This is a genomic window from Oceanicola sp. D3 (assembly GCF_006351965.1).
Lineage (GTDB): Bacteria > Pseudomonadota > Alphaproteobacteria > Rhodobacterales > Rhodobacteraceae > Vannielia.
Map to the genome: position 1 here is coordinate 1,689,159 of NZ_CP040932.1, position 25,238 is coordinate 1,714,396.

29 protein-coding genes are annotated in these 25,238 nt (G+C 65.0%); 15 read left to right on the plus strand and 14 right to left on the minus strand.

Annotation, left to right across the window (positions count from 1 at the left end; genetic code table 11):
• Positions 1 to 63: 63 nt before the first annotated feature.
• A complete protein-coding gene (locus FHY55_RS08570; RefSeq protein ID WP_140013788.1) occupies positions 64 to 1,782 on the minus strand; it encodes a peptide ABC transporter substrate-binding protein in 1,719 nt (572 codons plus the stop codon).
• A 406-nt stretch (positions 1,783 to 2,188) separates the two neighbouring features.
• Between FHY55_RS08570 and argE the strand changes: the two genes are divergently transcribed.
• Together argE and FHY55_RS08580 are read left to right on the plus strand one after the other, a co-directional pair.
• Complete coding sequence (argE, locus tag FHY55_RS08575; protein ID WP_140013789.1) at positions 2,189 to 3,352, plus strand: acetylornithine deacetylase; 1,164 nt, start codon at positions 2,189 to 2,191, stop codon at positions 3,350 to 3,352.
• 6 nt (positions 3,353 to 3,358) lie between these two features.
• Positions 3,359 to 4,522, plus strand: coding sequence for a M20 aminoacylase family protein (locus tag FHY55_RS08580; protein ID WP_140013790.1), 1,164 nt, complete (start codon positions 3,359 to 3,361; stop codon positions 4,520 to 4,522).
• A gap of 263 nt (positions 4,523 to 4,785) precedes the next feature.
• Here FHY55_RS08580 and FHY55_RS20480 read toward each other — a convergent pair whose 3' ends face one another.
• The 3 genes from FHY55_RS20480 to gap (FHY55_RS08590) form a co-directional block, all read right to left on the minus strand.
• The gene (locus FHY55_RS20480; protein WP_168222959.1) at positions 4,786 to 4,944 is read right to left on the minus strand and encodes a hypothetical protein; all 159 of its coding nucleotides are present in this window, start codon (positions 4,942 to 4,944) and stop codon (positions 4,786 to 4,788) included.
• 179 nt (positions 4,945 to 5,123) lie between these two features.
• Entirely contained in the window at positions 5,124 to 5,753 is a 630-nt protein-coding gene (locus FHY55_RS08585; protein WP_140013791.1) for a MarC family protein, read from the minus strand.
• A gap of 118 nt (positions 5,754 to 5,871) precedes the next feature.
• The gene (gene gap, locus FHY55_RS08590; protein WP_140013792.1) at positions 5,872 to 6,873 is read right to left on the minus strand and encodes a type I glyceraldehyde-3-phosphate dehydrogenase; all 1,002 of its coding nucleotides are present in this window, start codon (positions 6,871 to 6,873) and stop codon (positions 5,872 to 5,874) included.
• Between the two features lie 273 nt (positions 6,874 to 7,146).
• Here gap (FHY55_RS08590) and FHY55_RS08595 point away from each other — a divergent pair, with 273 nt between their 5' ends.
• Positions 7,147 to 7,605, plus strand: coding sequence for a hypothetical protein (locus FHY55_RS08595; RefSeq protein WP_140013793.1), 459 nt, complete (start codon positions 7,147 to 7,149; stop codon positions 7,603 to 7,605).
• A gap of 70 nt (positions 7,606 to 7,675) precedes the next feature.
• On the opposite strand, the gene FHY55_RS08600 is transcribed toward FHY55_RS08595, so the two are convergent.
• From FHY55_RS08600 to gap (FHY55_RS08620), 5 genes are all read right to left on the minus strand, one after another.
• Positions 7,676 to 7,819, minus strand: a complete 144-nt coding sequence (locus FHY55_RS08600; RefSeq protein WP_140013794.1) for a glyceraldehyde-3-phosphate dehydrogenase — start codon at positions 7,817 to 7,819, stop codon at positions 7,676 to 7,678.
• Positions 7,820 to 7,861: 42 nt separating this feature from the next.
• Positions 7,862 to 9,109 (minus strand): DUF2235 domain-containing protein, encoded by a 1,248-nt coding sequence (locus FHY55_RS08605; protein WP_140013795.1) that lies wholly within the window; start codon positions 9,107 to 9,109, stop codon positions 7,862 to 7,864.
• Between the two features lie 8 nt (positions 9,110 to 9,117).
• Positions 9,118 to 9,672 carry a hypothetical protein gene (locus FHY55_RS08610; protein ID WP_140013796.1) on the minus strand — a complete coding sequence of 185 codons (555 nt, stop codon included), beginning with the start codon at positions 9,670 to 9,672 and terminating at the stop codon, positions 9,118 to 9,120.
• A gap of 68 nt (positions 9,673 to 9,740) precedes the next feature.
• A complete protein-coding gene (locus FHY55_RS08615; protein WP_140013797.1) occupies positions 9,741 to 10,082 on the minus strand; it encodes a hypothetical protein in 342 nt (113 codons plus the stop codon).
• Between the two features lie 111 nt (positions 10,083 to 10,193).
• Positions 10,194 to 11,192: a type I glyceraldehyde-3-phosphate dehydrogenase gene (gap, locus tag FHY55_RS08620; RefSeq protein ID WP_140013798.1), complete on the minus strand. Its 999-nt coding sequence runs from the start codon at positions 11,190 to 11,192 to the stop codon at positions 10,194 to 10,196.
• A 197-nt stretch (positions 11,193 to 11,389) separates the two neighbouring features.
• Here gap (FHY55_RS08620) and FHY55_RS08625 point away from each other — a divergent pair, with 197 nt between their 5' ends.
• Both FHY55_RS08625 and FHY55_RS08630 read left to right on the plus strand, forming a co-directional pair.
• Positions 11,390 to 12,343 (plus strand): DUF808 domain-containing protein, encoded by a 954-nt coding sequence (locus tag FHY55_RS08625; protein WP_140013799.1) that lies wholly within the window; start codon positions 11,390 to 11,392, stop codon positions 12,341 to 12,343.
• A gap of 64 nt (positions 12,344 to 12,407) precedes the next feature.
• The gene (locus FHY55_RS08630; protein ID WP_140013800.1) at positions 12,408 to 12,770 is read left to right on the plus strand and encodes a DoxX family protein; all 363 of its coding nucleotides are present in this window, start codon (positions 12,408 to 12,410) and stop codon (positions 12,768 to 12,770) included.
• A gap of 264 nt (positions 12,771 to 13,034) precedes the next feature.
• Here the strand turns inward: FHY55_RS08630 and tkt are convergent, their stop codons facing one another.
• The gene (tkt, locus tag FHY55_RS08635) at positions 13,035 to 15,050 is read right to left on the minus strand and encodes a transketolase (protein ID WP_140013801.1); all 2,016 of its coding nucleotides are present in this window, start codon (positions 15,048 to 15,050) and stop codon (positions 13,035 to 13,037) included.
• A 231-nt stretch (positions 15,051 to 15,281) separates the two neighbouring features.
• On the opposite strand from tkt, the gene FHY55_RS08640 reads away from it, so the two are divergent.
• The 7 genes from FHY55_RS08640 (at position 15,282) to FHY55_RS08665 (ending at position 18,122) form a co-directional block, all read left to right on the plus strand.
• Positions 15,282 to 15,644: a hypothetical protein gene (locus FHY55_RS08640; protein WP_140013802.1), complete on the plus strand. Its 363-nt coding sequence runs from the start codon at positions 15,282 to 15,284 to the stop codon at positions 15,642 to 15,644.
• Positions 15,637 to 16,029 carry a cell division protein ZapA gene (locus FHY55_RS08645; protein WP_140013803.1) on the plus strand — a complete coding sequence of 131 codons (393 nt, stop codon included), beginning with the start codon at positions 15,637 to 15,639 and terminating at the stop codon, positions 16,027 to 16,029. The genes FHY55_RS08640 and FHY55_RS08645 overlap by 8 nt, the downstream gene beginning before the upstream one ends.
• A gap of 171 nt (positions 16,030 to 16,200) precedes the next feature.
• Positions 16,201 to 16,812 carry a holin-associated N-acetylmuramidase gene (locus FHY55_RS08650; RefSeq protein WP_140013804.1) on the plus strand — a complete coding sequence of 204 codons (612 nt, stop codon included), beginning with the start codon at positions 16,201 to 16,203 and terminating at the stop codon, positions 16,810 to 16,812.
• A complete protein-coding gene (locus FHY55_RS08655) occupies positions 16,803 to 17,369 on the plus strand; it encodes a holin family protein (RefSeq protein WP_140013805.1) in 567 nt (188 codons plus the stop codon). The genes FHY55_RS08650 and FHY55_RS08655 overlap by 10 nt, the downstream gene beginning before the upstream one ends.
• On the plus strand, positions 17,369 to 17,578 hold the full coding sequence (locus tag FHY55_RS08660) for a hypothetical protein (RefSeq protein ID WP_140013806.1): 210 nt from the start codon (positions 17,369 to 17,371) through the stop codon (positions 17,576 to 17,578). The genes FHY55_RS08655 and FHY55_RS08660 overlap by 1 nt, the downstream gene beginning before the upstream one ends.
• The gene (locus FHY55_RS20875; RefSeq protein WP_256377578.1) at positions 17,575 to 17,700 is read left to right on the plus strand and encodes a hypothetical protein; all 126 of its coding nucleotides are present in this window, start codon (positions 17,575 to 17,577) and stop codon (positions 17,698 to 17,700) included. Before FHY55_RS08660 ends, FHY55_RS20875 begins: the two co-directional genes overlap by 4 nt.
• Positions 17,697 to 18,122 carry a hypothetical protein gene (locus FHY55_RS08665; protein ID WP_140013807.1) on the plus strand — a complete coding sequence of 142 codons (426 nt, stop codon included), beginning with the start codon at positions 17,697 to 17,699 and terminating at the stop codon, positions 18,120 to 18,122. Before FHY55_RS20875 ends, FHY55_RS08665 begins: the two co-directional genes overlap by 4 nt.
• On the opposite strand, the gene FHY55_RS08670 is transcribed toward FHY55_RS08665, so the two are convergent.
• Positions 18,119 to 18,313, minus strand: a complete 195-nt coding sequence (locus FHY55_RS08670; RefSeq protein WP_140013808.1) for a DUF6525 family protein — start codon at positions 18,311 to 18,313, stop codon at positions 18,119 to 18,121. The two genes, FHY55_RS08665 and FHY55_RS08670, sit on opposite strands and share 4 nt — an antisense overlap.
• 59 nt (positions 18,314 to 18,372) lie before the next feature.
• Positions 18,373 to 19,587 carry a GTP-binding protein gene (locus tag FHY55_RS08675; RefSeq protein WP_140013809.1) on the minus strand — a complete coding sequence of 405 codons (1,215 nt, stop codon included), beginning with the start codon at positions 19,585 to 19,587 and terminating at the stop codon, positions 18,373 to 18,375.
• Between the two features lie 151 nt (positions 19,588 to 19,738).
• Here FHY55_RS08675 and FHY55_RS08680 point away from each other — a divergent pair, with 151 nt between their 5' ends.
• From FHY55_RS08680 to FHY55_RS08690, 3 genes are all read left to right on the plus strand, one after another.
• Positions 19,739 to 21,715, plus strand: coding sequence for a heme lyase CcmF/NrfE family subunit (locus FHY55_RS08680; RefSeq protein ID WP_140013810.1), 1,977 nt, complete (start codon positions 19,739 to 19,741; stop codon positions 21,713 to 21,715).
• A complete protein-coding gene (locus FHY55_RS08685; protein ID WP_140013811.1) occupies positions 21,712 to 22,179 on the plus strand; it encodes a cytochrome c-type biogenesis protein in 468 nt (155 codons plus the stop codon). Before FHY55_RS08680 ends, FHY55_RS08685 begins: the two co-directional genes overlap by 4 nt.
• Positions 22,180 to 22,250: 71 nt before the next feature.
• A complete protein-coding gene (locus FHY55_RS08690; RefSeq protein WP_140013812.1) occupies positions 22,251 to 23,027 on the plus strand; it encodes an enoyl-CoA hydratase-related protein in 777 nt (258 codons plus the stop codon).
• A gap of 5 nt (positions 23,028 to 23,032) precedes the next feature.
• On the opposite strand, the gene FHY55_RS08695 is transcribed toward FHY55_RS08690, so the two are convergent.
• A complete protein-coding gene (locus FHY55_RS08695) occupies positions 23,033 to 23,587 on the minus strand; it encodes a hypothetical protein (RefSeq protein WP_140013813.1) in 555 nt (184 codons plus the stop codon).
• Positions 23,588 to 23,759: 172 nt separating this feature from the next.
• A complete protein-coding gene (locus FHY55_RS20915; protein WP_168222961.1) occupies positions 23,760 to 25,223 on the minus strand; it encodes a calcium-binding protein in 1,464 nt (487 codons plus the stop codon).
• Between the last annotated feature and the right edge of the window lie 15 nt (positions 25,224 to 25,238).

Genomic DNA, 25,238 nt, shown 5'->3' on the forward strand with positions numbered 1-25,238 from the left:
GCCCGAGAAGGAGAGGGGGCCGCGCGGGCGGATGCCGCGCGGCCCTGTTTCAGTTGCGGCGGATCAGTTGGTCTTGATCCGATACCAGTCGGCAGCGTTCCAGATTTCGCTGTCCCAGACGTTCAGCTTGACGCCACCGAGGCTGTTGGCGTGGGCCGAAAGACGACCGCGGTGCACCAGCGGGATCATTGCGCCGCCCTCAATGACCATGTCATTGAGTTGCTTGGCAATTTCAGCCCGCTCAGCCGTATCGGCGGTTTCCGCCAGCTTGGCGTGAAGCGCGTCATACTCCTCGGAGCACCAGCGCGAGATGTTCTCGCCCTGCCACTGGGTCGCCGGGGAAGGCGCGTGATCGCAAAGCGCGTTGCCGAGGTAGGTCTGCGGGTCGGTGCCGTTGAAGGTGTTGGCATACATCTCAACGTCGGCGTAGAACTTCTGGAAGGTGTCGGGCGAGCCCGGGTCACCGCCGAAGAAGACCGAGCTGTCGGCGTTCTTCAGTTCCACTTCAAAGCCGATTTGCTCCCACCAGTCCTTGATCAGGGCCTGGAAATCCTGACGCACGGCGTTGGTGGAGGTGGCGTAGAGCATCTTCAGCTCCACACCGTCCTTCTCGCGGATGCCGTCGCCATTGGTGTCAACCCAGCCGCTCTCTTCGAGCAGCGCCTTGGCACCCTCAATATCCTGCGTGTCGCAGGTGAAAGTATCAGACACCACGGCGGGCGGGGCTGGCACCCAGTTGCAGGTGACCTTGCCGGCCTGACCGTAGCCGACTTCGACGAGGAGCGGACGGTCGATGGCCATCGACATCGCCTTCACCACGTTAAGATCGGAGAGGTAAGGGTGGGGTTTGATGACCGAACGCTCGTCCGGGCCGAGGGCCGGATCGGGGTTGGTCTGGTTGATCATGATCCGCTCAAGCAGCGGGCCGAAGCCGGCAACGGGGGTGCCTTTGCCTGCGGCTTCCATCTCGGCGATCACATCGGGGGCGAGCTGGAGGTTCCAGGCGTAGTCGAACTCGCCGGTCTCCATCACCGCACGGCCAGCTGCCGTGGCATCGCCGCCGCCTTTGAAGGTGATCGAGGCGAAGGCGGGCTTGCCCTCTTCGCGGTAGTTGTCATTGGCCTCGAAGGTGATGACGTCGTTCGGCTTGAACTCCACAACCTTGAAGCCGCCGGTGCCGATCGGGTTGAAGTTGGCTTCGGTGCACTCGGGCGCCTTGGCGCCAAGGCAATCGGCAAATTGCGCGGCCTGAAGGACCGGGCTTTCACCGCCCACGAAGGGGCCGTAGGGGAAGGGGGTGGGCTTTTCGAAGGTCACCACCACGGTCATGTCGTCGGGGGTTTCGACCGAGGTCACGCCGTTAAACTTGGTGAGCTGGGCGCAGCCGCCTTCGGGGTGGGTGCAGTATTCGTAGGTGAATTTTGCATCCGCCGAGGTGAAGGGCGTGCCATCGGACCAGGTGATGCCGGGGCTGATCTTCCAGGTGATGGTGGTGAGATCTTCGCTCACGCCGCCGTTTTCGACGGTGGGGATCTCTTCGACCAGCCAAGGCACGAGGGTGCCGGTTTCGTCGTAGCGGGCCAGCGGTTCGAGCACGAGGCTGGCGCTCTCGATGTCCTTGGTGCCGCCCGAAAGATAGGGGTTCAGGATCGACGGAGCCTGCCAGTAGATGATACCGACATTGCCGTCGCGGCCGCGCTCGCCCTCATGGGCCTCGGCAAAGGCCATTGGGGCCAATGCACAGCTTGCGGCGGCTCCGAGTAGAGCTGTCTTCAGTTTCATGGAGTTCTCCTTGTTGGATACATGACACCTTTTGCCCGCATGGGCTGGTGTTCTGCTTCTTTTTGGTATGCTGGATGGTGAGAAAGCGAGCAGGGCGCACGGCAAACCGGCACCGAAGATGCGCTTGTCTCTATGAGTAGAGCAGATGCCGTCACGGGCCATCCTCTCTCCCTGTCCAACCTTGCTTTTATGGGTGTTTTTGCGTCACCGCCCCAGCGGCCACGACATCCCCTGATTGTGACGGTAACATGAAACCCGGGCGGCGCAATGGTCTGATCGCTTGACCCTGCGATGCAATTGAGCAAGTGCCTGCCGATTGGGCAGCGGGCCTTGACCTCTGCGCGGTAGGGCACCACCCTTTGAACGCGCCCGGTGTGCGGGCGGCGAGAAAGGCTTTTCCCTAGCTGTGACCCCACGCGATATCCTCGAAAAACTCGTGTCTTTTCCGACGGTTTCCTCGGAGAGCAATCTTGACCTGATCGACTGGGTGGAGGGCTGGCTGGCGGAGCGCGGCATTGCCTCGACCCGGGTGCCGGATTCCACCGGGCAGAAGGCCGCCTTGTTTGCCTCCGTTGGTCCCGATGCACCGGGCGGCGTGCTGCTTTCGGGGCATACCGATGTGGTGCCGGTGGCGGGGCAGAACTGGGCCAGTGACCCTTGGCAGGTAGAGGAGCGCGACGGGCGGCTTTATGGCCGGGGCGTGGCCGATATGAAGGGGTTTGACGCGCTGGCGCTTTGGGCGATGGGGCAGGCGGCGGAGCGGGGCGTGGCGCGGCCTTTGCAGATTGGCTTGAGCTACGATGAAGAGATCGGCTGCTTTGGTGCGCCGCCGATGATCGAAGCGTTGCAGGCCAGTGGTTTGCCACGTGCCGAAGCGGTGATTGTGGGCGAACCTTCGGTGATGAAGCCGGTGACGGGGCATAAGGGAAACCTCGGCTTTCGGATCGAGGTGAAGGGCTTTCCGGTGCACAGCTCGATGATGCATGAGGGCGTCAGCGCGATCATGGAGGCGGCGCGGCTGATTGACTGGGCCAATGAGGTGAACGCGGCGCAGTTTGCGCGCACGCCGAGCGCGGAGGAGGCGGTGTTCAACCCGCCCTGCACCACATTGCATGTGGGCAAGATCAAGGGCGGCGAGGCGCATAACATCACCGCCGAACACTGCGAATTGATGTTTGATTTCAGGGTGATGCCGACGGACGCCTCGGCGGATTGGCGGGCGCGGCTTGAGGAGAAGGTGGCAGAGATCGAAGCGGGCATGAAGGCCACGCATCCGGACGTTGGCTTTACACTTCATGAACTTTTCGACGTGCCGGGCCTTGCCCCGGAATCAGGCACCGAGGCCCGCGCCGAACCTCTGGTGCGCCGCCTCACCGGCGACAATGCGCCGGGCGGGGTGGTGAGTTTTGCATCGGAGGCCGGGCAATTTCAGAATGCCCGTTATTCTACCGTGATTTGCGGGCCGGGAGACATTGCACAGGCCCACAAGGCAGACGAATATATGACCGTGACACAATTTGACGAAGGCCGCCGGTTCATGGAGCGCCTTCTCGACCACCTCAAGGAGTAACCCGAAGTGCCCATCAAGAATCGTCTTTCCGAGATGCAGTCCGAGATCGCCGAATGGCGGCGGGACTTTCATATGCATCCGGAGATCCTCTTTGAGACTCATCGGACCTCGAAGATCGTGGCGGAGAAGCTACGCGACTTCGGTTGCGATGAGGTTACCGAGGGGATCGGGCGCACGGGCGTTGTGGCGGTGATCAAGGGCAAGGCGAATGGCTCGGGCAAGGTGATTGGCCTGCGTGCCGACATGGACGCGCTGCCGATCCACGAGCAGACCGGCCTCGACTATGCCTCGAAAACCGATGGCGCGATGCATGCCTGTGGCCATGACGGGCACACCGCTATGCTGCTGGGCGCGGCGAAATACCTGGCCGAGACCCGCAATTTTGACGGCACCGTGGTGGTGATTTTCCAGCCCGCCGAAGAGGGCGGCGGCGGGGGCCGGGAGATGTGCGAAGACGGGATGATGGAGCGCTGGGGCATTCAGGAAGTCTATGGAATGCACAATTGGCCCGGCGTTCCGACCGGCCAGTTTGCCATCCGCCCCGGGGCGTTCTTTGCCGCGACCGACCAGTTTATCATTGATATTGAAGGAAAAGGTGGCCATGCCGCCAAGCCGCAGGAGACGGTCGACAGCACGGTTGTGGCCTCGCATACGGTGCTCGCGCTGCAGACCATTGTGAGCCGGAGCGCGGACCCGACCAAGGAGGTGGTGGTTTCTGTCACCAGCTTCGAGACAAGCTCAAAGGCGTTCAACGTGATCCCCCAGCGGGTGCAGCTCAAGGGAACGGTGCGGACCCTTTCGGCAGACACCCGCTCGATGGTGGAGCAGCGGCTTCCGGCGATTGCCGAGAAGACGGCAGATGTGTTCGGGGCGGTGGCGAAGGTGCAGTATCTGAAGGGCTATCCGGTGATGGTGAACTCGGAGGAGCAAACCGAGTTTGCTGCCGAGGTCGCCCGCTCGGTTGCGGGGGAGTGTGCAGAGGCGCCGCTGGTGATGGGGGGCGAGGATTTTGCCTTCATGCTGGAGGAGCGCCCGGGGGCTTATATACTCGTTGGCAATGGCGATACGGCGGCGGTGCATCACCCGGAATACAACTTCAATGATGAAGCGATTCCAGCGGGTTGCAGCTGGTGGGCCGAGATCGTGGAGAAGCGGATGCCGGCGGCCTGAGGCCGGGTTAACGGGGCGTGCGCCGGGGCGTTAAGTGGTTTTTAGTTCACAGCCACAAGTGATGCACCGGCCATGCACAACCTATGCACATGTCAAATGACATAGCGCGCGCAGGTTAACAGGGCGGGCGGTTACGCGGTTGTGATCCTGGCTAGGCCGCGAAGCGCGCGGTGCCCCCGGGCCTTGGCCCGAGGGTCTGCGACGATACGAGATCCTCGGATTGTGCCCGAGGACCACGCTTGTTTGCAGGTGTGGGAAACGCCTTAGCCGTAGACGGCGGCGCGGGCGATCTTGCTGGCGTCTTCGGGGAAGATGCCGAGATCAAGCGCAACGTCGCGCGGCATTGCGGCGATTTCGTTGCGGGTGCGGGTGTAGACGCGGTGCTTTGCATAGGCGGCGCGCAGGGTGTTCAAGACGGTCATCGGTGCTGTCCTTTGGTTGCGTGTTGTCCTCTTGTGCACCAGAGATAAGCACGCTGCGGCGCAGCACAATTGACAGTTCGGGCTACCCGCTTTGCGCGGAGTGCATGGCTATTAACGGAAAGTTATGCGCTGGGCGGGATGGTGAAGGTGTGGTGGGCAGATTGCCCACCCTACAGCCTTCAGAACGGGGCGAGGGCACCGATCTGGACGAGGCCGCGCAGCACCGCATCCACCGCCACGGCAGCGAGGATCATGCCCATCACACGGCTGATGATGGAGGCGCCTGCCGGGCCGATCATTTTGAGGATCGGGCTGGCGAGGTAGAGGAAGGCGAGGGTGATGCCGAGGATCAGCAGCAGGATACCCGCTGTTTGGGCCTGATGGGGGATGGAAAACCGGTCGTTGTCGGTCAGCACCACCACGGCGAGCATGGCACCGGGGGAGGCGATGGAGGGGATGGCGACCGGGTGAATGGCGGTTTGCGTGGTGCTCTCTTCTGCCTCGGCGATCTCTGCCTCCGGCTTGCCGGGCCCGAAGATCATGGAAATGGCGAAGAGGAAGAGCACAAGGCCGCCCGCGATCTGGAAGGAAGGCAGGCCAAGGCCGAGGGCTTCGAGAATGAGCTGACCTGCGATCATGAAGGCCAGCAAAACGGCACCGGCCACGATCACCGCCTTCAGGGCAACGCTCCGGCGGGCGCGGGTGGTGAGCCCGGCTGTGACGGCGAGGAACACCGGCACCGTGCCGATCGGGTCGATGACGACCCAAAGCGTGATGAATTCCTGAAGGAGCTGTTCGAAGGGGAGCATGGACCGGTCGGGTTAGGGATGGCGGGGGCGTGGCGCCCGCCCAAGGGGCTGAGGCGCAAAGAAAAGGGGCTGCCGCAGGTTTAGCGACAGCCCCCTGTTTTCGCAATGCGGCGAAAGATCAGATCAGCTTGCCCATAGCCACGGCGGTATCGGACATGCGGTTGGAGAAGCCCCACTCGTTGTCATACCAGCTGAGGATGCGGCACATGCGGCCTTCCATCACCTTGGTCTGATCGAGCGCGAAGGTGGAGCTGTGCGGATCGTGGTTGAAGTCGATCGAGACGTTGGGCTTGTCGGTCACCGCGAGGATGCCCTTGAGCGGGCCGTTGGCGGCGGCTGTCATGGCCTCGTTGATCTCTTCCACGGTGGTATCGCGTGCGGCTTCGAAGGTGAGGTCCACCACCGAGACGTTGGGGGTGGGCACGCGGATGGCGACGCCATCGAGCTTGCCGTTCAGCTCCGGCAGCACGAGGCCCACGGCCTTGGCGGCCCCGGTAGAGGTGGGGATCATCGACATGGCTGCGGCGCGGGCGCGGTAGAGATCCTTGTGCATGGTGTCCAGCGTGGGCTGGTCGCCGGTGTAGCTGTGGATCGTCGTCATGAAGCCCTTGGCGATGCCGATGCTGTCATTGAGCACCTTGGCCACCGGCGCGAGGCAATTGGTGGTGCATGACGCGTTGGAGACGACGATGGCATCTTTGGTGAGGCTGTCGTGGTTGACGCCGTAAACGATGGTGGCGTCGGCGTTTTTGCCCGGTGCGGAGATGAGCACGCGGGAGGCGCCATTTTCGAGGTGCGCGGCGCAGGCCTCCTTGGAGGTGAAGATGCCGGTGCATTCGAGCACGACATCGACATCGGCCCAGGGCAGCTCGGCGGGGTTGCGGATGGCGGTGACTTCCATCGGGCCGCGGCCCACGTCCATGGTGGTTTCGCTCGTCGTCACCTCGGCGGGGAAGCGCCCGTGGACGGAGTCAAAGCGCAGCAGGTGGGCATTGGTCTCGACCGGGCCCAGATCGTTGATGGCGACAACCTCGATATCGGTGCGGCCCGACTCGATGATGGCGCGGAGCACGTTGCGGCCGATCCGACCGAACCCGTTGATGGCGACTTTGACGGCCATGAGAACCTCCTTGGTGGGTGTTAACGCTAACATTGCGATTGGACGCTGCATGTCAACCCAACGCAGTGCCTTAACCATACACCCGCTGCGCGAAAGCGCGAGGGTCAGATCACGGTGGCGTGACCGAGGGGCAAATATTTTTTGGAACGATCTGCGGCGGGGCGGTGTTGTGTGGGCAATGACGGCGCAGCGATAGGCCAATGAAGGCCACGCGAGGCGCCGACCTTGCGCGACATGCGCAGGGATCAAGAGACGATAAGGAGTTTGAAGATAATGAAACGCATCATGATGACCGTAGCCGCCGTTGCAATTACTGCTGGTAGCGCCTTTGCCGCGACCTCCGAGCAGCTGCGTGACAACGTTAAAGCCCAGCTGGTGGAATATGCGCCGGAAGTGCAAGTTGAGACCCTGACCGACGATCAGATCGTGCAGATCTACATGGTTGTGGCCGACTCCGGCACCTCGGCTGCCGACAAGTCCGGCTCCATTCAGGAGATCATCGAAGGCACCGACGCCGAGCGTTACGCAGAGATGGCTGATGGTGAGATCGACCTGAACCTCGAAGTGAACAACATGCGCGAGATCCTTCAAGCCAAGCTTGATGTCCGTGGCTTCGACTACGACGTCTCCGAGCTGAGCGACGAAGAAGTTGCCGCCCTTGCTGGCGCGTTCAACAACGGTGACTCGCCTGCCGAGATCGACGCTTCGGTGAAAGCCGCGTTCGAATCGTAAGACCACTGCGAGCTACCAGATGTAGCGGGGCCGTCCTTCGGGGCGGCCCTTTGCGTGTGCGGGGGGCGGCCTAGCGCCAGATCGCCAGCCATTCCGTAAGGTCGGAGAACTTTTTCAGCATGAAAAGCGTTGCCGCACCGCTGTTCAGCAGCCCGTCGGCCAGAATGGCGACGACGACGAGAACGAAGAGGATGATGGCGAGACGGTTTGTCATGGGGCGGTTTTAGCCGGGGACTGTGGCGGCGAAAAGGCTGGGTCAGGGCCGGTTGGGATAGATGTCACGGGTGAAATCGAGCTCTACGCGGTTGTCGAGCATACCGTCCCATGCGCGGTGGGCGAATGCGGCGCGGGCCGGGCGGCAGATGGCCTCGCTCGGCTGCACACCGGCGGAGAGAAGCGAGGCGAGGGTGCGAAGGTCGTCGGGCACGCTGACATCTTCGCGCATCCGGGCGTGCGTGAGCGGCAGGAAGGGGACGCCTGCGGCCAGAGCCTGGGTGTGCATCGCCTGGAGCGGGGCGAAGGCGAGGCCGGGTGCAACGGGGCGCCTCCAATGATAAGTCGCACTGTTGCCGCGCCACTCCTCGCTGCGGCTTGCATTGTCGAACCAGCCGTTGGTGCGCAACGGGCCGGGCGGAGACATGAAGGAATACTCCTCGGTCGGGGCGTCGTGGGCGGTACTGCCGCCGATATCGCCGTGGCAGCCCGGGCAGCTCACCTCGGTGGCGTGGCCCGGCAGCGCCCGTGAGAGGGGGAAGAAGGCGCGATACTCGTCCTGCGCGGTGATGTGAAACACCGTCTCGGCGCTGGAAGCGCGGATGTTCAAATCGAAGGTCGGGCCGGAATCGGGGACGAGGACGCAGGTGGGCATGATGACGAAGGTCAGGCGGCAGAGCGCGTCCTGCACCTCGTCGGCCGCAAAGCGCTCGTCGCTATTGCCGGGAAGGCCCAGCGAGGCAACGGTGTCGAAGATGCCCATGAAGCGGATGCGCAGCTTTTCGATGCCGGCCGCGGCGAGGGCATTGGCGTAGATCCGCGCGGTGGTGGCACCGCGGGAGAATCCGAAGATATCGACGGTGAGGTTGTCGATCGCGGCGAACCCGCCGTTCTGGTCGACGAAGCCGCGCAACTGCTCGGTGGCGTAGGCCATACGTGCGAGGATGCCCGCTGGACCGAAGCCGGTGGCCCCGGCCTGCGGGCGCGAGGCGAAACGGTCGCCCCCAGGCCCGACGCCTTGGACGTAGAGGTTGAGGAAGCGGGTGCCGGGTGCGCCGCAGTCGGAATACTCGGTGTCGGGCGCCCCCTTGTAGACCTTCTGGAGCCGGAAGACGTTGGTATGGGCGCGGCTGGGGTCGAGCGCATCGTTGAAGGTGCCGTCGAAAAAGATTCCGATCTCCAGCTTCACCTTGGGGCATGTGCTGGTTTCGGCGTCCAGGTTGGCGTTTTCGCCCGCGCCGTCATCGGAGGCGAGTTGCTGGACGGCTGTGGTGACTTCGTCGGGTGTCATGGCGAGTGTCAGGCTCCGCAGTCGTCGGGGAGGGGATCGGGCAACGGCGGCAGCTCATCGGGGGCGAAGCCGTAGTTGCGGGCGCGCAGGCTTTCGAGCTCGGCGTGGCGTGGGTCGGTTTCGGGGAGCGGCGTGGCGCAGAGGCGGGCGGTGACCTCGAAGTCGGCGAAGGTGGCGGCGCGGCCGAGGCTGCCCTCGCGCAGGGCAGCGCCGCGCTGGTAGAGGCGGATTTCGCCGCCGGGTGCGAAGAAGAGGATGGTGTGCTCGCGCGGTGCGTCGTCGTCGAGGGTGGCTGTCCAAGCCCTGCCGGTGTGCCATTCGATCCAGGTCACATCGACGCGCACCCGGTCGGGGTGCGCAGGGGCGGGCGTGAAGGCCAATGCCTGGTGCCCGGTGCCATTCGGCGACTGGGCGTCGCTGAACCAGACGGCTTCGTGGCGATCGGGTGAGAGCACTTCGCCGTCGAAGGCGGCAGTGAAAATGACGGCCCAGCCGGGCAGCGCGCCGGCGGAATAGCTGTAGAAATAGGACTCGCCCGTGCCGGGCCAGAGCCGGTCACTCATTGCCCACAGGCCTGCGAGTGCGGCGCAAGCCAGGGCGATGAGGCTAAGAGGAAGGGCGCGGCTGCGGCTCATCGGGCCGCTGCCGACAGGGGTGCTGGTTCGGGCGCGGGGGGCAGAGCGAGGGCGGCCTGCATCCGGTCGTCCTGGGTGCCCGGCCCGCGCAACACCCGTGCCAGTGCCGCGGGCTCCGGCGCGGCGGCCGGGCACAGCACCCAGAGCGTGAGAATCTTCAGGTATTTGACTCGCAGGATGCCCAGCGGTTGGACTTCTTCAAGCGTGCGGTTCAATGCATTGCGGATCTGGCCGGGGGAGAGGTCGCGGCAGGGGCCCTCCGCCAGCTCCTGCACGATCTCCGTGAGCCGGGTCTTGCGCCGGACCTGCCGTAGCCCTTCGATTTCGCTGCCGCTCAATATCACAGTTCCGTCACACGCAACACACACCCCTCATGGAGCAGAGTGATGGGATTGCGGGGAGATGCAAGCTGGCAGCTGCGCTCGATGGCCGAGTGTTGCCTCTCGCGCTCAGTTCAACCGCCCCATGTGGCCCGCGACATCGGCCATGCGGGCGGAGAAGCCCCATTCGTTGTCGTACCAGGCCAGCACGCGCACGGTGCGGCCGACGACCTTGGTTTGGTCGGGGGCGAAGATGGAGCTTTGGGGCGTGTGGTTGAAGTCGATCGAGACCTTGGCCTCGGGGTCGTAGGCCATGACCATGCCCATGTGCCCGGCGCAGGCCTCGGCCACCACTTCGTTGACATCGGCCACCGTCACGTCGCGGCCCGCCTCGAAGGTGAGATCGACGGCGGAGACGTTGGGAGTGGGCACGCGCATGGCGGTGCCGTCGAGCTTGCCGGCGAGTTCGGGCAGCACCTCGCCGAGCGCCTTGGCGGCGCCGGTGGAGGTGGGGATCATCGCCATCGCGGCGGCGCGGGCGCGGTAGAGATCCTTGTGGCGGCGGTCGAGCGTGGGCTGGTCGCCGGTGTAGCTGTGGATCGTCGTCATGATGCCGCGCTCGATGCCGATGGCATCGTTGAGCACCTTGGCCAGCGGGGCGAGACCGTTGGTGGTGCAGGAGCCGTTGGACACCATGCGTTCGGTCGGCTGGAGGGCGCGGTGGTTGACGCCATACACAACCGTGCGGTCGACGTTGGTGGCGGGGGCGGAGATGAGCACTTTGCCTGCGCCACGCTCAAGGTGGATCGCGGACTTCACGCCGTCGTTGAACTTGCCGGTGCATTCCAGCACCACGTCACAGCCTTCCCAATCGAGGGTTTCCGGCTCGTAGCTGCTCATCACATCAATCGGGCCGCGCCCCAAGTCGATGGCGTTTTCCTTGACGCGGACTTCGCCGGGAAAGCGACCATGCACGGAGTCATAGCGCAGGAGGTGGGCGTGGGTTTCGATATCGCCGGGGGCGTTGATCTTGACGACCTGAACATCATTGCGCGCGCTTTCGGCGATATGGGCCAGTGTGCAGCGCCCGATGCGGCCAAATCCGTTGATCCCGATGGTGACTGTCATCTTGCTACTCCTGCACTTGCCCCTTGGAGAGCGGGTAGCATAGGGATGCATGGGGCGGAAAGTGCAGGAAATCAGCGTGTTAGCGTAAACATCGGCTGTTAGCGTTAGCAGTTTGCGCAAACGGAGCCATGGGCGGGGCGCGGCTTGCCTATGCGGGCCGAATCCCTAGGTTGGGAGGGCGAACAAAGGGAACGGGTATGAGCGGACTTCTGGCACTTCTGGATGACGTTGCGGCGATTGCAAAGCTGGCGGCGGCCTCGGTGGACGACATCGCCAGCCAGGCGGCGAAGGCGAGCGCCAAGGCGGCGGGCGCGGTGATCGACGATGCGGCGGTGACGCCGAAATATGTGCAGGGGTTTGAGCCGAAGCGGGAGTTGCCGATCGTATGGCGCATCGCGCGCGGCTCGATCTTCAACAAGCTGGTGATCCTGCTGCCCGCCGCGCTGCTGCTCTCGGCCTTTGCGCCCTGGCTCATTTATCCGCTGCTGATGCTGGGCGGGGCCTACTTGTGTTTCGAGGGGGCGGAGAAGATATGGCATCTGATCCACCCCAGCTCGCACCATGTGGACATACATATCGAGGGCGACAAGGCGCACTTGGAGGAGCAGAAGATTCAGGGCGCGATCAAGACGGATTTCATCCTTTCCGCCGAGATCATGACGATCATCCTGTCTAATCTGGATGCAGACGCGAACATCTGGTTTCAGGGCGCGGCGCTGGCGCTGGCCGGGGTGATGATTACCGCCGCCGTCTATGGCAGCGTGGCGATCATCGTGAAGGCGGACGACGTGGGGCTGCATATGGCCGACCGGGGCCGTCTGGGGCTGACCCGGGCGCTGGGGCGCTGGATCGTGGTGGGGATGCCGTGGTTCCTCAAGTTCCTGATGATCGTGGGCACGGCGGCGATGCTTTGGGTTGGCGGGCAGATCATCATTCATTCGCTGGCGGTGATGGGCTGGCATGGGCCGGAGCATTGGGTGCATGACCTTGCTGTGGCAGCGGCGGATCGGGTGCCGGAGAATTGGCATGCGGTTGCGGAATGGGTTGCCGGGGCCGGGCTGGCCGGGGTGCTGGGGCTGCTGCTCGGCTTCGTCCTGATCCCGCTGGTGCAGTTCGTGATTGCGCCGGTGTGGAAGGCGGTGCGCGGGTGATGGGCGCGGCGCAGGTGGGCGCGGCGGAGGTGGGCAGATTGCCCACCCTACGGGGGGTCTTGTGATGTGGCAGGCGGTGGCCTTGCTCGTGGCGCGGCTTCTGATCGCGGCGCTCTTCATTGGCGGGACGGTGCAGAAGTTTAACCCCAACCCGGTGATGGACCTGCTGGCCGGGAAGGGGATGCCGACATGGCTGGTTTGGCCTGCGCTGGCGTTCAATGCGGGTGCGGCGCTGTGTTTGGTGCTGGGCGTCTGGGTGACGCCGGTGGCGCTGGCGCTGGCGGCCTATTGCGCCTTTACCAGCATGTTCCACTACATCCCGAGTGACCCGTGGCAGATGACCATTTTCGTGAAGAACTGGGCGATTGCCGGTGGGTGCCTCGCGCTGGCGGTGGCCGGGCCGGGGAAATTTGCGCTGGGCGGGTAGGAGCCGTCCTCGGGCCTGACCCGAGGATCTCCCGCCAACGAGGTCCTCGGGTCAGGCCCGAGGATGATGGAGCGAGCGCCGTGTAGCGCCGACCCGCGGGGTGGCGGATGCTACAGTGGTGTGGGGCACTTTATTGTGCCGTGTTAGCTCGACCTCCGCGGTCAGAGCTTCTCTTGCCGAAGCGCCGCCCCGGGGGGCGGGGCGGCGCTGCACGGCGCCTTACGGCTTGATTCCGTGCAGAGCGCTTGTTTGGAACGTTGTGACTTAGAGCAGGCTTTTGACCTTCTCGGCCACGCCCTGCGCGGTGATGCCGAACTTCTCGTAGAGCTCACCCGCGGGAGCGGAGGCGCCGAAGCTGTCCATTCCGACGAAACTGGCTTTGGCATCGCGGCCGCGCTCACCGAGCAGCCACTGATCCCAGCCCTGACGGACGGCAGCCTCGACGGCCACGCGGACCGGGCCGCCGGGGAGCACGCGCTTGCGGTACTTCTCGTCTTGCGCGGCGAAGAGCTCCATTGAGGGCATGGAGACCACGCGGGTGCCGATGCCTTCGCCTTCGAGCAGGGCCTTGGCTTCCATCGCGATGGCGACCTCGGAGCCGGTGGCGATGAGGATCGCCTGCCGCTTGCTCTCGGCGTCGGCCAGCACATAGGCGCCTTGCTCGGTGAGGTTTTTGGATTTGTGTTCGGTGCGCACGGTGGGCAGGCCCTGACGGGAGAGGGCGAGGATGGAGGGCTTGTCGGTCTGGCTCAGAGCGACCTCCCATGCCTCTGCGGTTTCCACCGCATCGGCAGGGCGAAACACCAGCGTGTTGGGCGTGGCGCGCAGCATGGCGAGGTGCTCGACCGGCTGGTGGGTTGGCCCGTCTTCGCCGAGGCCGATGCTGTCATGGGTCATCACGTAGACCGGCGCGACCTTCATCAGCGCGGAGAGGCGCATGGAGGGGCGTGCGTAGTCGGTGAAGCACATGAAGGTGCCGCTGTAGGGCTTTGCCCCGCCGTGCAGCGCCATGCCGTTCATCGCGGCGGCCATGCCGTGCTCGCGGATGCCGTAGTGGATGAAACGGCCCTTGCGGTTTTCGGCGGAGAACACGCCGAGATCGGCGGTTTTGGTGTTGTTGGAGCCGGTCAGGTCGGCCGAGCCGCCGATGGTTTCGACCATCACCGGGTTGATCACCTCGAGCGCCATTTCGGAGGCCTTGCGGGTGGCGACCTTGGGCTGCTCGTCGGAGACCTGCTTTTTCAGGGCGCGGACCACGGAGGTGAGCTTTTTGGGTGCTTCGCCGCTTTGCTGGCGGTCCCACTCGGCGCGCTTGCGCTCGGAGAGGGCACCGAGGCGGACTTCCCAATCTTTGCGGTCCTGTTCGCCGCGTGCGCCGATGGCTTCCCATGCCGACTTGAGATCGTCGGGGATGGTGAAATCGGGGTGATCCCAGCCGTAGGCCTTTTTCGCCGCCGCTTTCTGGTCGGCATCGGTCAGTGCGCCGTGGCCCTTGGAGGTGTCCTGCGCGGCGTGGCCGAGGGCGATGTGGGTTTTGCAGGCGATCATCGTCGGCTTGTCAGACGATTTGGCGGCGGTGAGCGCCGCGTCGATCGCCTCGGGGTCGTGGCCGTCACATTGCAGCACGTTCCAGCCGGAGGCTTCGAAGCGGGCGCATTGATCGGTGCTGTCGGAGAGCGAAACCTTGCCGTCGATGGTGATGTCGTTGTTGTCCCACATCACGATGAGGCGGGAGAGCTTGAGGTGGCCGGCGAGCGCGATGGCCTCCTGGCTCACGCCTTCCATCAGGCAGCCGTCCCCGGCGATGCAGTAGGTGTAGTGATCCACCATCTTGGAGCCCCAATGGGCGCGCTGGCTCTCTTCGGCGATGGCAAAGCCGACCGCGTTGGCGATGCCTTGGCCAAGCGGGCCGGTGGTGGTTTCAATCCCGTCCGCGAGGAAATTCTCGGGGTGGCCTGCGGTGCGGGCCCCGAGCTGGCGGAAATTCTTGATCTCGTCGAGGGTGATCTGCGCGTCGCCGGTGAGGTAGAGGAGCGAGTAGACCAGCATCGAGCCGTGGCCGGCGGAGAGGATGAAGCGGTCACGGTCCGGCCAGTTGGGGGCGGAGGCGTCAAACTTCATGTGCTTTTCGAAGAGCACGGTGGCGACGTCGGCCATGCCCATCGGGGCGCCGGAGTGACCGGAATTGGCGGCGGCGACCGCGTCCAGCGTGAGCGTGCGGATGCAGGCGGCTTTCATCCAGTGGTCCGGATCTGCGGAGCGAAGCGCGTCGATGTCCACGAAAATTCCCCTCGGTTCGGCAAAGATGCGCTCTGATAGCAGGCTGGGGGCCGAGTTCAAGCCAGCATCAAGGCCGGGGGGTAAGTGCTTGGCGGGAAAGGGGGCGCAATCGGTGCTGCCTTTGGCTACACTCGCACCAGCGGGTGCGCGTGGCTCGATTCGGGCTGCGCTGCGGGCGCTGATGAGGTGAACCACAAAAGAGCAGCAACGCAGGCTGCAGGGGACGTCAGAATGAGTGAGATACCGACGCTGGAACAGCGTTTGACGGCGGCGATGGACAGGATCGGCGCGGCAGTGGCGGCTTACGATACCAAGGCCGGTGGGCCGAGCGAAGAAGACGAGGCTGCGCTGCGGGGCCTTGAAGCACAGGTGCTTCAGCTCAAACAGGCGCTGGAAGCGGAGCAGACTGCGAACACCCAGCTCAGGGAGCGGATTGACGCGATGAAGGCGCTGAAAGAGCGCCAGCAGCAGCGGATCGCCGAGTTGGAGGAGGCTGAGGCCGCGCTGAAGGCCAAGCAGGCCGAGGATCGTGAGGAGCTGGATGCGGTGATTGCCGCGCTCGAACCGCTGGTGGGGGAGGCTGCACATGGCTGAGGTTGAAATCAACGTTGGCGGGCGGACCTTTCAGGTGGCCTGTCAGGAGGGCGAGGAGCATTATCTCACCGGCGCGGCGGAGATGCTGGACCGGGAGGCGAGCGCGCTTGTCAGCCAGATCGGGCGGCTGCCAGAAGCGCGGATGCTGCTGATGGCCGGGCTGATGCTGGCCGACCGCACCGCAGCCTTTGAGGAAAAGGCGGCTGCGGCGGAAGCGAAGCTGGCGGAGCAGGAAAAGCTCATCGAGGAAATGAAGGCGATGCCGCGCCCCGAACCGGCCCGCGTGGAGGTGCCGGTGGTGCCGCGCGAGGTGGAAGAGTTCATGGCCGAGCTGGCCGCAAGGGCCGAGAGCCTTGCGGCGCAGGCCGAGGAAAAGGCGGGGTAGGCGCTTGCGGTCATCCTCGGGCTCGACCCCAGGGCCATGTAACGAGAGATCCTCGGGTCAGGCCCGAGGATGACGGCTCGTCATTGGTGCGTAGCGCACGCAGCGCTTCATAAATCTTAAAGCAAATCCGGAATGCTTCTGGGCGGTTCGAGGAAACGCCTGGAGGCATTCATGCCCACTGTCGATGAGATTGCACGCGAGATCGTGGCCCGCGAGGGCGGCTATGTGAACGACCCCGATGATCCGGGGGGCGCGACGAATTTTGGGGTGACCATCGGCACGCTGCGGCGACTTGGGGTGGACCTTGATGGCGACGGGCGCACCACGGTGCGGGACGTCAAACGCCTCACCGCCGAGCAGGCGCGCGGGATCTTCATAGAGCATTACTTCAAGCGCCCCCGCATCGACGAATTGCCTGCGGTGCTGCATGCCAGCGTGTTCGACATGTATGTGAACGCAGGCGGCAATGCGGTGAAGATCCTGCAACGCCTGCTTGCCCGAATGGGCCAGCGCTGCGCGGTGGATGGGGCGATTGGGCCGCAGACCGTGGCTGCCGCCCGCGCTGCCTTTGAAGAGGCGCCGGGCCATTTGGCGGATGCCTACGGGATCGCCCGGCGCAACTACTACTACAGCCTTGCCGACCGCCGTCCCTCCAGCCGCAAATACGCGCGCCGCCGTGATGGCGGGAAGGGCGGGTGGATACGGCGGGCAGAGGAGTTCATTGCGCCGAAGTATCATCTGACGGAGGCCGAGCACCGTGCGCGGGTGGCCAAATGGGGCTGATCAACGCGGTTCTTACGGCGCTCTTCGGCGGCGGGCGGAACGGGATTGCCGAGACGGTGGAGGTGTTTCGTGAGAATGCCGAAAACGCCTCGGCCCGCGCCTCCGCCTATCAGGGCGCGGCGCTGGAGCAGTTTGGCCGGGAGTTCATGATCGAGCGCCGGGGGTGGTTTGACCGTTTCATGGATGGGCTCAACCGTTTGCCGCGGCCCGCACTGGCGCTGGGCACCATCGGGCTTTTCGTCACCGCGCTGGTGGACCCGCTGTGGTTTTCGGCGCGGATGCAGGGGATTGCGCTGGTGCCGGAGCCGCTGTGGTGGCTGATGGGGGCCATCGTGAGCTTTTACTTCGGGGCGCGCCATCAGGCGAAGGGGCAGGCCTTTCAGCGCTCGATCGCATCGACGGTGGCGTTGGCGCCGCAGGTGCAGGCCAATGTGGCGGCCCTCAGGGCGCTGGAAGCGGGGGCCTCGGGCGCGGGCGGCGAAGCGGCAGGGGACGTCGCCGAGGAGACGGGTGACAACCCGGCGCTGGAGGCCTGGCGTGAGGGGCGCAAGCACTGATGCCCACGAATGTCTGGATCAGCCTGCTCACGGAACATGGGCCATGGGTGCTGCTCGTCTTCTTCCTGCTCTTCAAGGACCACAAGAAAGACGAAACCACCCGCGCCGCCCTGCATCGCAACACCGAAATCATCATCGAGCTGACCACGCTGATCCGCGAGCGCCTGCCGGGGCAGGGCCACACGCGCGGCGGGGGGAGCGGCGAATGAACTGGCTGCGCCGGGCCGTGGCGCGGCTTCTGCTGGGCCGACGGATGCAGCGGGAGACCGACCGAAACCGCGCCGCTGCCGACGCGCTCGATGCGACGCTGAAGGAGATGCTGGGAAGATGATACGTGCATTGGGCCTTTTGGCCGCCATTCTGCTAGTTCTCGGGCTGCTGGCCCGCCCCTTTGGCCTTGTCACTGCGCAGGATCTGGCCCGCGCGGCGCTGGCCACGATGGCGGCCACGCTGGCGGGCACCTTCCTGTGGCTCTGGCGCGAGAAGGCGACGCCGCTGGCGCTGGCGATGACCTTCTCCTGGGCGGGGGCCTCGGCCTTGATGGGCTGGCGCGTGGCGCAGGATGTTTTGGGCCGTCCGGCGTGGATGGAGGAAAGCCCGATGCTGCTGGGGGTGCTCGGCGTTTACCTGACCGGCACGCTGCTGCATGTGGAAGCAATCCGCCGCGCCTTCGGGCTGGGGCAGGTTGCGCTCGTCTTTCTGCTGGGCGGCACGCTGGGCACGGTGGTGCTGGTGCTTTCGCTGCTGCGCTAGGCGGAGAGCCTGTCGCGCGCGAGAAGGCGGCTTTCGATGTCATCGAGCCGCGCCAGTGCCGCTTCGGGGTTGCCGCCCGCCGCCGCCAGCGCCTTGCGGAACGCGCGGTGAACGGCGCGGGGGCACCACGGCAGAGCGGCGGAGGCAAGCCAGCGGCGCAACTCGACCGGCAGGCCATCATAGACCGACATCGGGCTGGCCCCGCGCCCTCTGCGGGTGCGGGGCAGGCTGCTTCTTGCGTTGCGCCGCCTCATGCGGCCTCCGGAGCCGCCATGCGCCAGCCGGGGAAGGGATCTGGCAGGGTGGACCAGGCGTCTGCGAGGCCGTGGGCCATGGGCATGAGGGCGGCATCGAGCGCGGCGGTGATACCGGCCTCATCCAGCCCCGCACCGATGAACACCAGCTCCTGCCGCCGGTCGCCGAAGGGCGCCTGCCAGTGGTGGTCGATGTAGCGGCGCGCCTCGGGGTGGTTCGGCCAGCGCTCTTCTGGCACCGAGGCCCACCAGCGGCCCATCGGCTTGACCGTGCTCAGCGCTCCGGCGAGGGAGAACTCGGCCAGCCAGTCGGGGCGCGTGGCGATCCAGAAATGCCCCTTGGCGCGGATCACGCCGGGCAGGGGGCCGTTGAGCACGGCATGGATCTTCTCGGGGTGGAAGGGCGCGCGGGCGCGGTAGGTGAAGGCGCTGACGCCGTATTCCTCCGTCTCCGGCACATGGTCGGCGAAACCGTAAAGCTCCTTGGCCCAGAGCGGGTGCTCGTGCGCGGTTTCAAAGTCAAAGAGCCCGGTGCCGAGGATCGCGGAGGGGGCGACGAGGCCGTAGTCGGCTTCGATAATCCTCGCATCGGGGTTGAGGGAGGTGATGATAAGGCGGGCGGCAAGGCGGGCGTCTTCTCCGGCGGCGGTGACCTTGTTGAGCACGACCACATCGGCAAACTCGATCTGTTCGACCAGCAGATCGACAAGGGTGCGCTCATCCTCGGGGCCGAGGCTTTCGCCCCGGTCGCGCAGGAAATCGTGGCTGGCGTAGTCGCGCAGCAGGTTGGCGGCATCGACCACTGTGACCATGGTATCGAGCCGGGCGACATCGGAGAGGCTGGCGCCCGCCTCGTCGCGGAACTCGAAGGTGGTGGCCACGGGGAGCGGCTCGGAAATGCCGGAGCTTTCGATCAGCAGATAATCGAAGCGGTTCATCTCGGCGAGGCGGCGGACCTCGGTGAGCAGGTCGTCGCGCAGGGTGCAGCAGATGCAGCCATTGGTCATTTCGACCAGCGTTTCATCGGTGTGCGAGAGGTTGGCGCCGCCGTCGCGAATGAGGTCGGCGTCGATGTTCACCTCGGACATGTCGTTGACGATCACCGCCACGCGCAGGCCCTCGCGGTTGGAGAGCACCGCGTTGAGCAGGGTGGTTTTGCCAGCGCCGAGGAAGCCGGAGAGAACGGTGACGGGGAGGCGGGTGTCGGGCATGGGATCCTCGCGTATGTTATAACATAACACGTTGCTACACCCCCGGGCGGAGGGTTGCAACCGCCTGCGGCGAGGTGGCCTCGGTCAACTCCCTGCGACGGGTGGGCGCAGGGAATTGGCGGCGGCGGGCGGATGGCATACAAGGGCTCTCATGATAGCAGAGCTTGGCCATTTCGCCCTGATCCTCGCCGCCGTTCTGGCGGTTGTGCAAACCGTTGTGCCGCTGGTCGGTGCGCAGAAGCGATGGGCGGGCTGGATGGCCATGGCCGAGCCTGCGGCGGTGATGCAATTTGTCCTTGTGGGCCTCTCCTTTGCGGCACTCACATGGGCATTCGTCACCTCGGATTTCTCGGTGCGGCTCGTCACCCTCAACTCGCACACGCTCAAGCCGATGATCTACAAGATCAGCGGCGTTTGGGGGAACCACGAGGGCTCCATGCTGCTCTGGGTGCTGATCCTTGCGGGCTTTGGCGCTGCCGCCGCCGTCTTTGGCAGCAACCTTTCTGACACCTTCCGCGCGCGGGTTCTGGCGGTGCAGGCAAGCGTGGGCGTGGCCTTTTATGGCTTTATCCTCTTTACCTCCAACCCCTTCACCCGGCTGGGCAATCCGCCGCTGGACGGGCAGGATTTGAACCCGCTCCTGCAAGACCCGGGCCTCGCCTTTCATCCGCCATTTCTCTACCTCGGCTACGTGGGCCTCTCGATGGCCTTTTCCTTCGCCGTTGCAGCGCTGATCGAGGGCCGGGTGGATGCCGCATGGGCGCGCTGGGTGCGGCCTTGGACGCTGGCGGCATGGGTGTTCCTCACCATCGGCATCGCGCTGGGCTCTTGGTGGGCCTATTACGAGCTGGGCTGGGGCGGTTTTTGGTTTTGGGATCCGGTGGAGAACGCCAGCTTCATGCCGTGGCTCTTTGCCGCCGCGCTGTTGCACTCTGCCATCGTGGTGGAAAAGCGCGAGGCGCTGAAGGCGTGGACGATCCTGCTGGCGATCACCGCCTTTGGCTTTTCGCTCATCGGCACCTTCATCGTGCGCTCTGGCGTCATCACCTCGGTGCATGCCTTTGCCAATGATCCGGAGCGGGGTGTTTATATCCTTGCCATCCTCGCCTTTTTCGTTGGCGGGGCCTTCCTGCTGTTTGCGGTGCGGGCCGGGGCGATGGAGGCAAAGGGGCTGTTTTCGACCGTGAGCCGCGAGACGGCGTTGGTGCTGAACAATGTGCTCCTTTCGGTGGCCTCGCTGCTGGTGTTCGTCGGCACCGTCTGGCCGCTGGTGGCGGAGTTGATCTGGGGCGAGAAGCTGAGCGTTCAGGCGCCCTTCTTCGACACCGCCTTTACCCCCTTCATGGTGGCGCTGGCGGTGATCCTGCCGGTGGGCGCGATGCTGCCGTGGAAGCGGGCGAAGGTGGGGCGGGCGCTGCGCAGTGTTTGGCCCGCGGCGGTGCTGGCGCTGGCGGTGCTGGGCCTTGTCTGGGCGGTGCAGAGCGGGCGGAGCCTGTTGGCGCCGGTTGGCATTGGGCTTGCGGTGTGGATTGTGGCCGGTGGCATCATCGACCTGCTCAGTCGCACCGGGCGTGGGAGCCTTGGCAGCCGCTTGGGGCGGCTTACCCGGCTGCCGCGCGCCGACTGGGGCAAGTTTGTTGCCCATTCGGGCCTTGGGATAACGATCCTTGGGGTGGCCGCCATCACGGCGTGGCAGGTGGAGGATATTCGCGTGGCCAAGCCCGGCGAGCCCTATGAGGTGGCCGGTTTCACCATTGAGTTGCAGGGCGTCGAGCGGGTGCAGGGGCCGAACTACTTCAGCACCATGGCAGCGGTGGCCGTTTCGCAGGATGGGCAGCAGATTGCGGTGCTGCGCCCGGAAAAGCGGGTGTATCCGGTGCAGGCGATGCCGACGACGGAAGCGGCCATTCGCAATGGGCTGTGGCGTGACATCTACCTTGCGGTGGGCGATGAGCAGGCGGGCGGGGGATGGGCCTTGCGGACCTATATCAAGCCCTTCGCCAACTGGATCTGGGGCGGGGCCATTTTGATGGCGTTCGGCGGCTTCCTGTCACTCTCCGACCGGCGCTTTCGGCTGGCGGCGGGCGCGCGGCGTGCGCCCGGCAAGGCGGCGGTGGCGGCGGAATGAAGCGGGCGAGATGGTTCATCGCGGCGCTCTTCGCCTTCGCCCTCGCGCTCCCGGCCCTTGCGCTGGACCCATCAGAGATGCTGGACGACCCGGCGCTGGAGGCGCGCGCCCGTGCGCTGGACCATGAGCTGCGCTGCGTGAAATGCCAGGCCGAATCCATCGCCTCTTCCAATGCCGACTGGGCGAAGGACGCCCGCAGGCAGGTGCGCGAGATGATCGCCGGTGGCGCGACGGATGAAGAGGTGAAGGCGGCTTTCCTCGAAAACTACGGCCCCTTTGTGCTGATGAACCCGCCTGCCACCGGCTGGAACCTTGCGCTGTGGCTCGCTGGCCCGGCGCTGTTGCTGGCGGGGATCGGGGTGGCCGTGGCCGCCCAACGCCAGCGCAACGCACGGCGGGGGCCGGATGCCTTGGCACCTGACGAGGAAGCCCGGTTGAAGGAGCTTTTGGGCGAGCAGGATTGACGTGCCGTTTGGGCTTTTCTGAACCGGGAAGTTCAGTATCTTGTGCCTGACCAAGTCAGGGAGCCCGACAGATGATTTATGAAGCGATCCGCTATTCCGTGCGCGACCACGTGGCGGTGATCACGCTCAACAATCCCAAGAAGATGAACTGCCTCGACACCCAGATGCGGGCCGAGATCCTCCATGCCGTGAAGGCTGCGGAGGCGGAGGCGCGGGTTGTGGTGATGACAGGCGCGGGCCCTGCCTTTTGCTCGGGGCAAGACCTTGGCGAGGGGGCCTCGGTAAGCGAGGCCGACATGGAGCGGATGCTCATCGACGAATACGAGCCGATGCTGAAGGCCATCTACGAGTGCCGCGTTCCCACCATCGCGGCGGTGAACGGCCATGCGGCGGGGGCCGGGGCGAACCTTGCGCTGGCCGCCGATGTGGTGATCGCCGCCGAAAGCGCCGTGTTCCTGCAGGCCTTCGCCCGGATCGGCCTGATCCCCGACGCGGGCGGGACGTGGTGGCTGCCGCGTCAGGTTGGCTTCCCGCGTGCGATGGGCGCGGCCCTATTCGCCGAGCCGGTCAGCGCGAAGGATGCGGCAGAGTGGGGCATGATCTGGGAGGCGGTGCCGGATGAGGGCTTTGCCGACCACTGGTGGAACCGTGCGCAGCACCTCGCGCAGGGGCCGACCTATACCTACCGCCGGATCAAGCGGGCGATGCGCGCGAGCTTCGAGAATACGCTGGACGACCAGCTGGCGCTGGAGGCGAAGTTTCAGGGCGACTGCGGCAAGAGCCGGGACTTTCAGGAGGGGGTGATTGCCTTTCTGGAGAAGCGTCCGGCGAAGTACGAGGGGCGGTGACGGAGCTAGTATTTTCGGCGGACCGAACGCGTCAATGAGATTTGAAAGTACAGGGTGGTCCGTGCGGAGCTGTCTCGCCATGCCATCTTGCCGCCTCCGCGGACGAGCTTGCACGTTGTAGGCAAGCCATAAGCGGCCTTTGTGAGGCTAGCGAGGTCGGGCTTGCGCCCGCTGAGCAGCGCCTGCGCGTGGCCTTGCCAACGCGCGGCAAGAGAAGGTTGGCGTGAGATCAGATCTTCGAAGAATCGAAGGTCATTCACGGAATGCGCGGCAAACAAGACCTTGCTACCGCGCAGATAGATTTTGTTGCGCCTTTCGTGAAATGCTGGGCTGGAGAAGGCACCGCATAACGCCGTGTTGTTGCCGGATTTGAACAACCTGCCATAGAAGATTCCCACTGGTACGTCTCGCAGGATGCCTCGGGGCGTGAAGGTATTTGTGGTTACGATGTGGTGCTGGAATGTAGCATCCACGGGGGGGCCATCTTGCGCGCTTGAAGGAGCCGCAGAGAGGGTGAGACTGAGAAGAGCGGGTGCAAGCGCGCGGATATATTTCAACATGACGCGATGCTAGGGCTTTCCCGGAATTAAGAAAAGAGTGCCGCTGTCTCTTCGCGTACCGGTTGCAATCGGTCAATTCTTGGTCGTCTCCAACCTCAAGATGACTGCAGCAGAGCGATGTGATGTACCGGTAACAGACCGCCCTCTGCGGGGCGGTCCGAATTGCTTAGGGTCAGACGGCGACGAGAGACACCGCTGCATCCAGCTCGGCCTGGGTGAGGCCGGGGGAGGTGACGGTGGCGATCACCGTGCCGTCGAGCGAGACGGTGCCACCGGTTGCCGTGAGTGCGGTGGTCACCGTGGGCGCGGCGGCTGCGTCGGCATCGTAATGCACCACGATCTCATCGTCTGACGGGTCGAAATCGGCGATCTCTGCCGCGCCGTCCTGCCAGTCGCCAACCATGAAGCTGTCGTCCCCGGCGCCGCCGGTGGCGACGTCGTTTTCGCCGATGAAGAGCGTGTCATCGCCTTCGCCGCCATCCAGCGTATCGGCCAGACCGTTGCCGCCGGAGGTGATGAGCCCGTCGACCAGACCGTCAACCAGCGCGTCGCGGGTGTCGACATTGCTGGCGGAGGGCAGGGTGGTGACCATGCCGGCCTCGGAGAAGAGCACATCGTTGCCGTCGCCGCCCGAGAGGGTGTTGTTGCCCTCGGTGTCGAACAGCAGGTCGGTGTTCTCGCCGCCTTCGAGCATGTCGTTGCCCGCGCCGCCGGTGACGATATCGGCACCGCTGCCGCCGTCGATGGTGTCGGCGCCTGTGCCGCCGTCGATCACATCGTTGCCTTCGTCGCCGGTGATGGTATCGGACCCATCGCCACCGGAGATGGTGTCATCCCAGATGCCGCCGGAGATGGTATCATCGCCCAAGCCACCGTCGATCTCATCCTTGCCGAGGCCGCCGGTGATGATGTCATTGCCAGCACCGCCGAGGATGGTGTCAAAGCCCGCGCCACCATCAATGGTGTCGTGCCAGTCGCCGCCGTCGATCATGTCGGGGCCATCGCCGCCAAGCAGGGTATCCTGCCCGCCGCCGCCGATGAGGGTATCCTGGCCCGGGCCGCCGTCGAGGGTATCGTCCCAAACGCCGCCGTCGAGATAGTCGGCCCCAACGCCGCCTTCGAGCGAATCCTTGCCCTCGCCGCCATAAAGCTCGTCGTCGCCTTCGCCGCCGAGCAGGGTGTCAAAGCCCGCGCCGCCATTGAGGAAGTCGCCGCCGAGGCCGCCGCTCAGGCTATCGGCGCCGTCGCCACCCAGCAGGGTGTCGGCCCCGTTGTTGCCTTCGAGGGTGTCGTCGCCTTCTCCGCCATCCAGCGTATCGTTCCAGTCGCCGCCCTGCAGGAGGTCGTTTCCGGCATTGCCGTTCAGGGTATCTTGCCCGTTGCCGCCGATCAGGATGTCGTTGCCGTCACCGCCGGAGAGATTGTCAAACCCGTCGCCGCCATCGACCCGGTCGTTGCCGCCGAGCGCGTCAAAGATATCGGCGCCGTCGGTGAGCGTCACGTCATCGGGGCCGTCCGTTCCCTCGTTGGGATTCGGCTCAGGCTCGCCCGTATCGTTGCTGTTGTCGTCATCGTCGTTGATCAACGCTGCGATAAGGCCGAAGCCCAGCAGTGCTGGTAGGATGTAAATCCACATCACCATTTCCCCCAG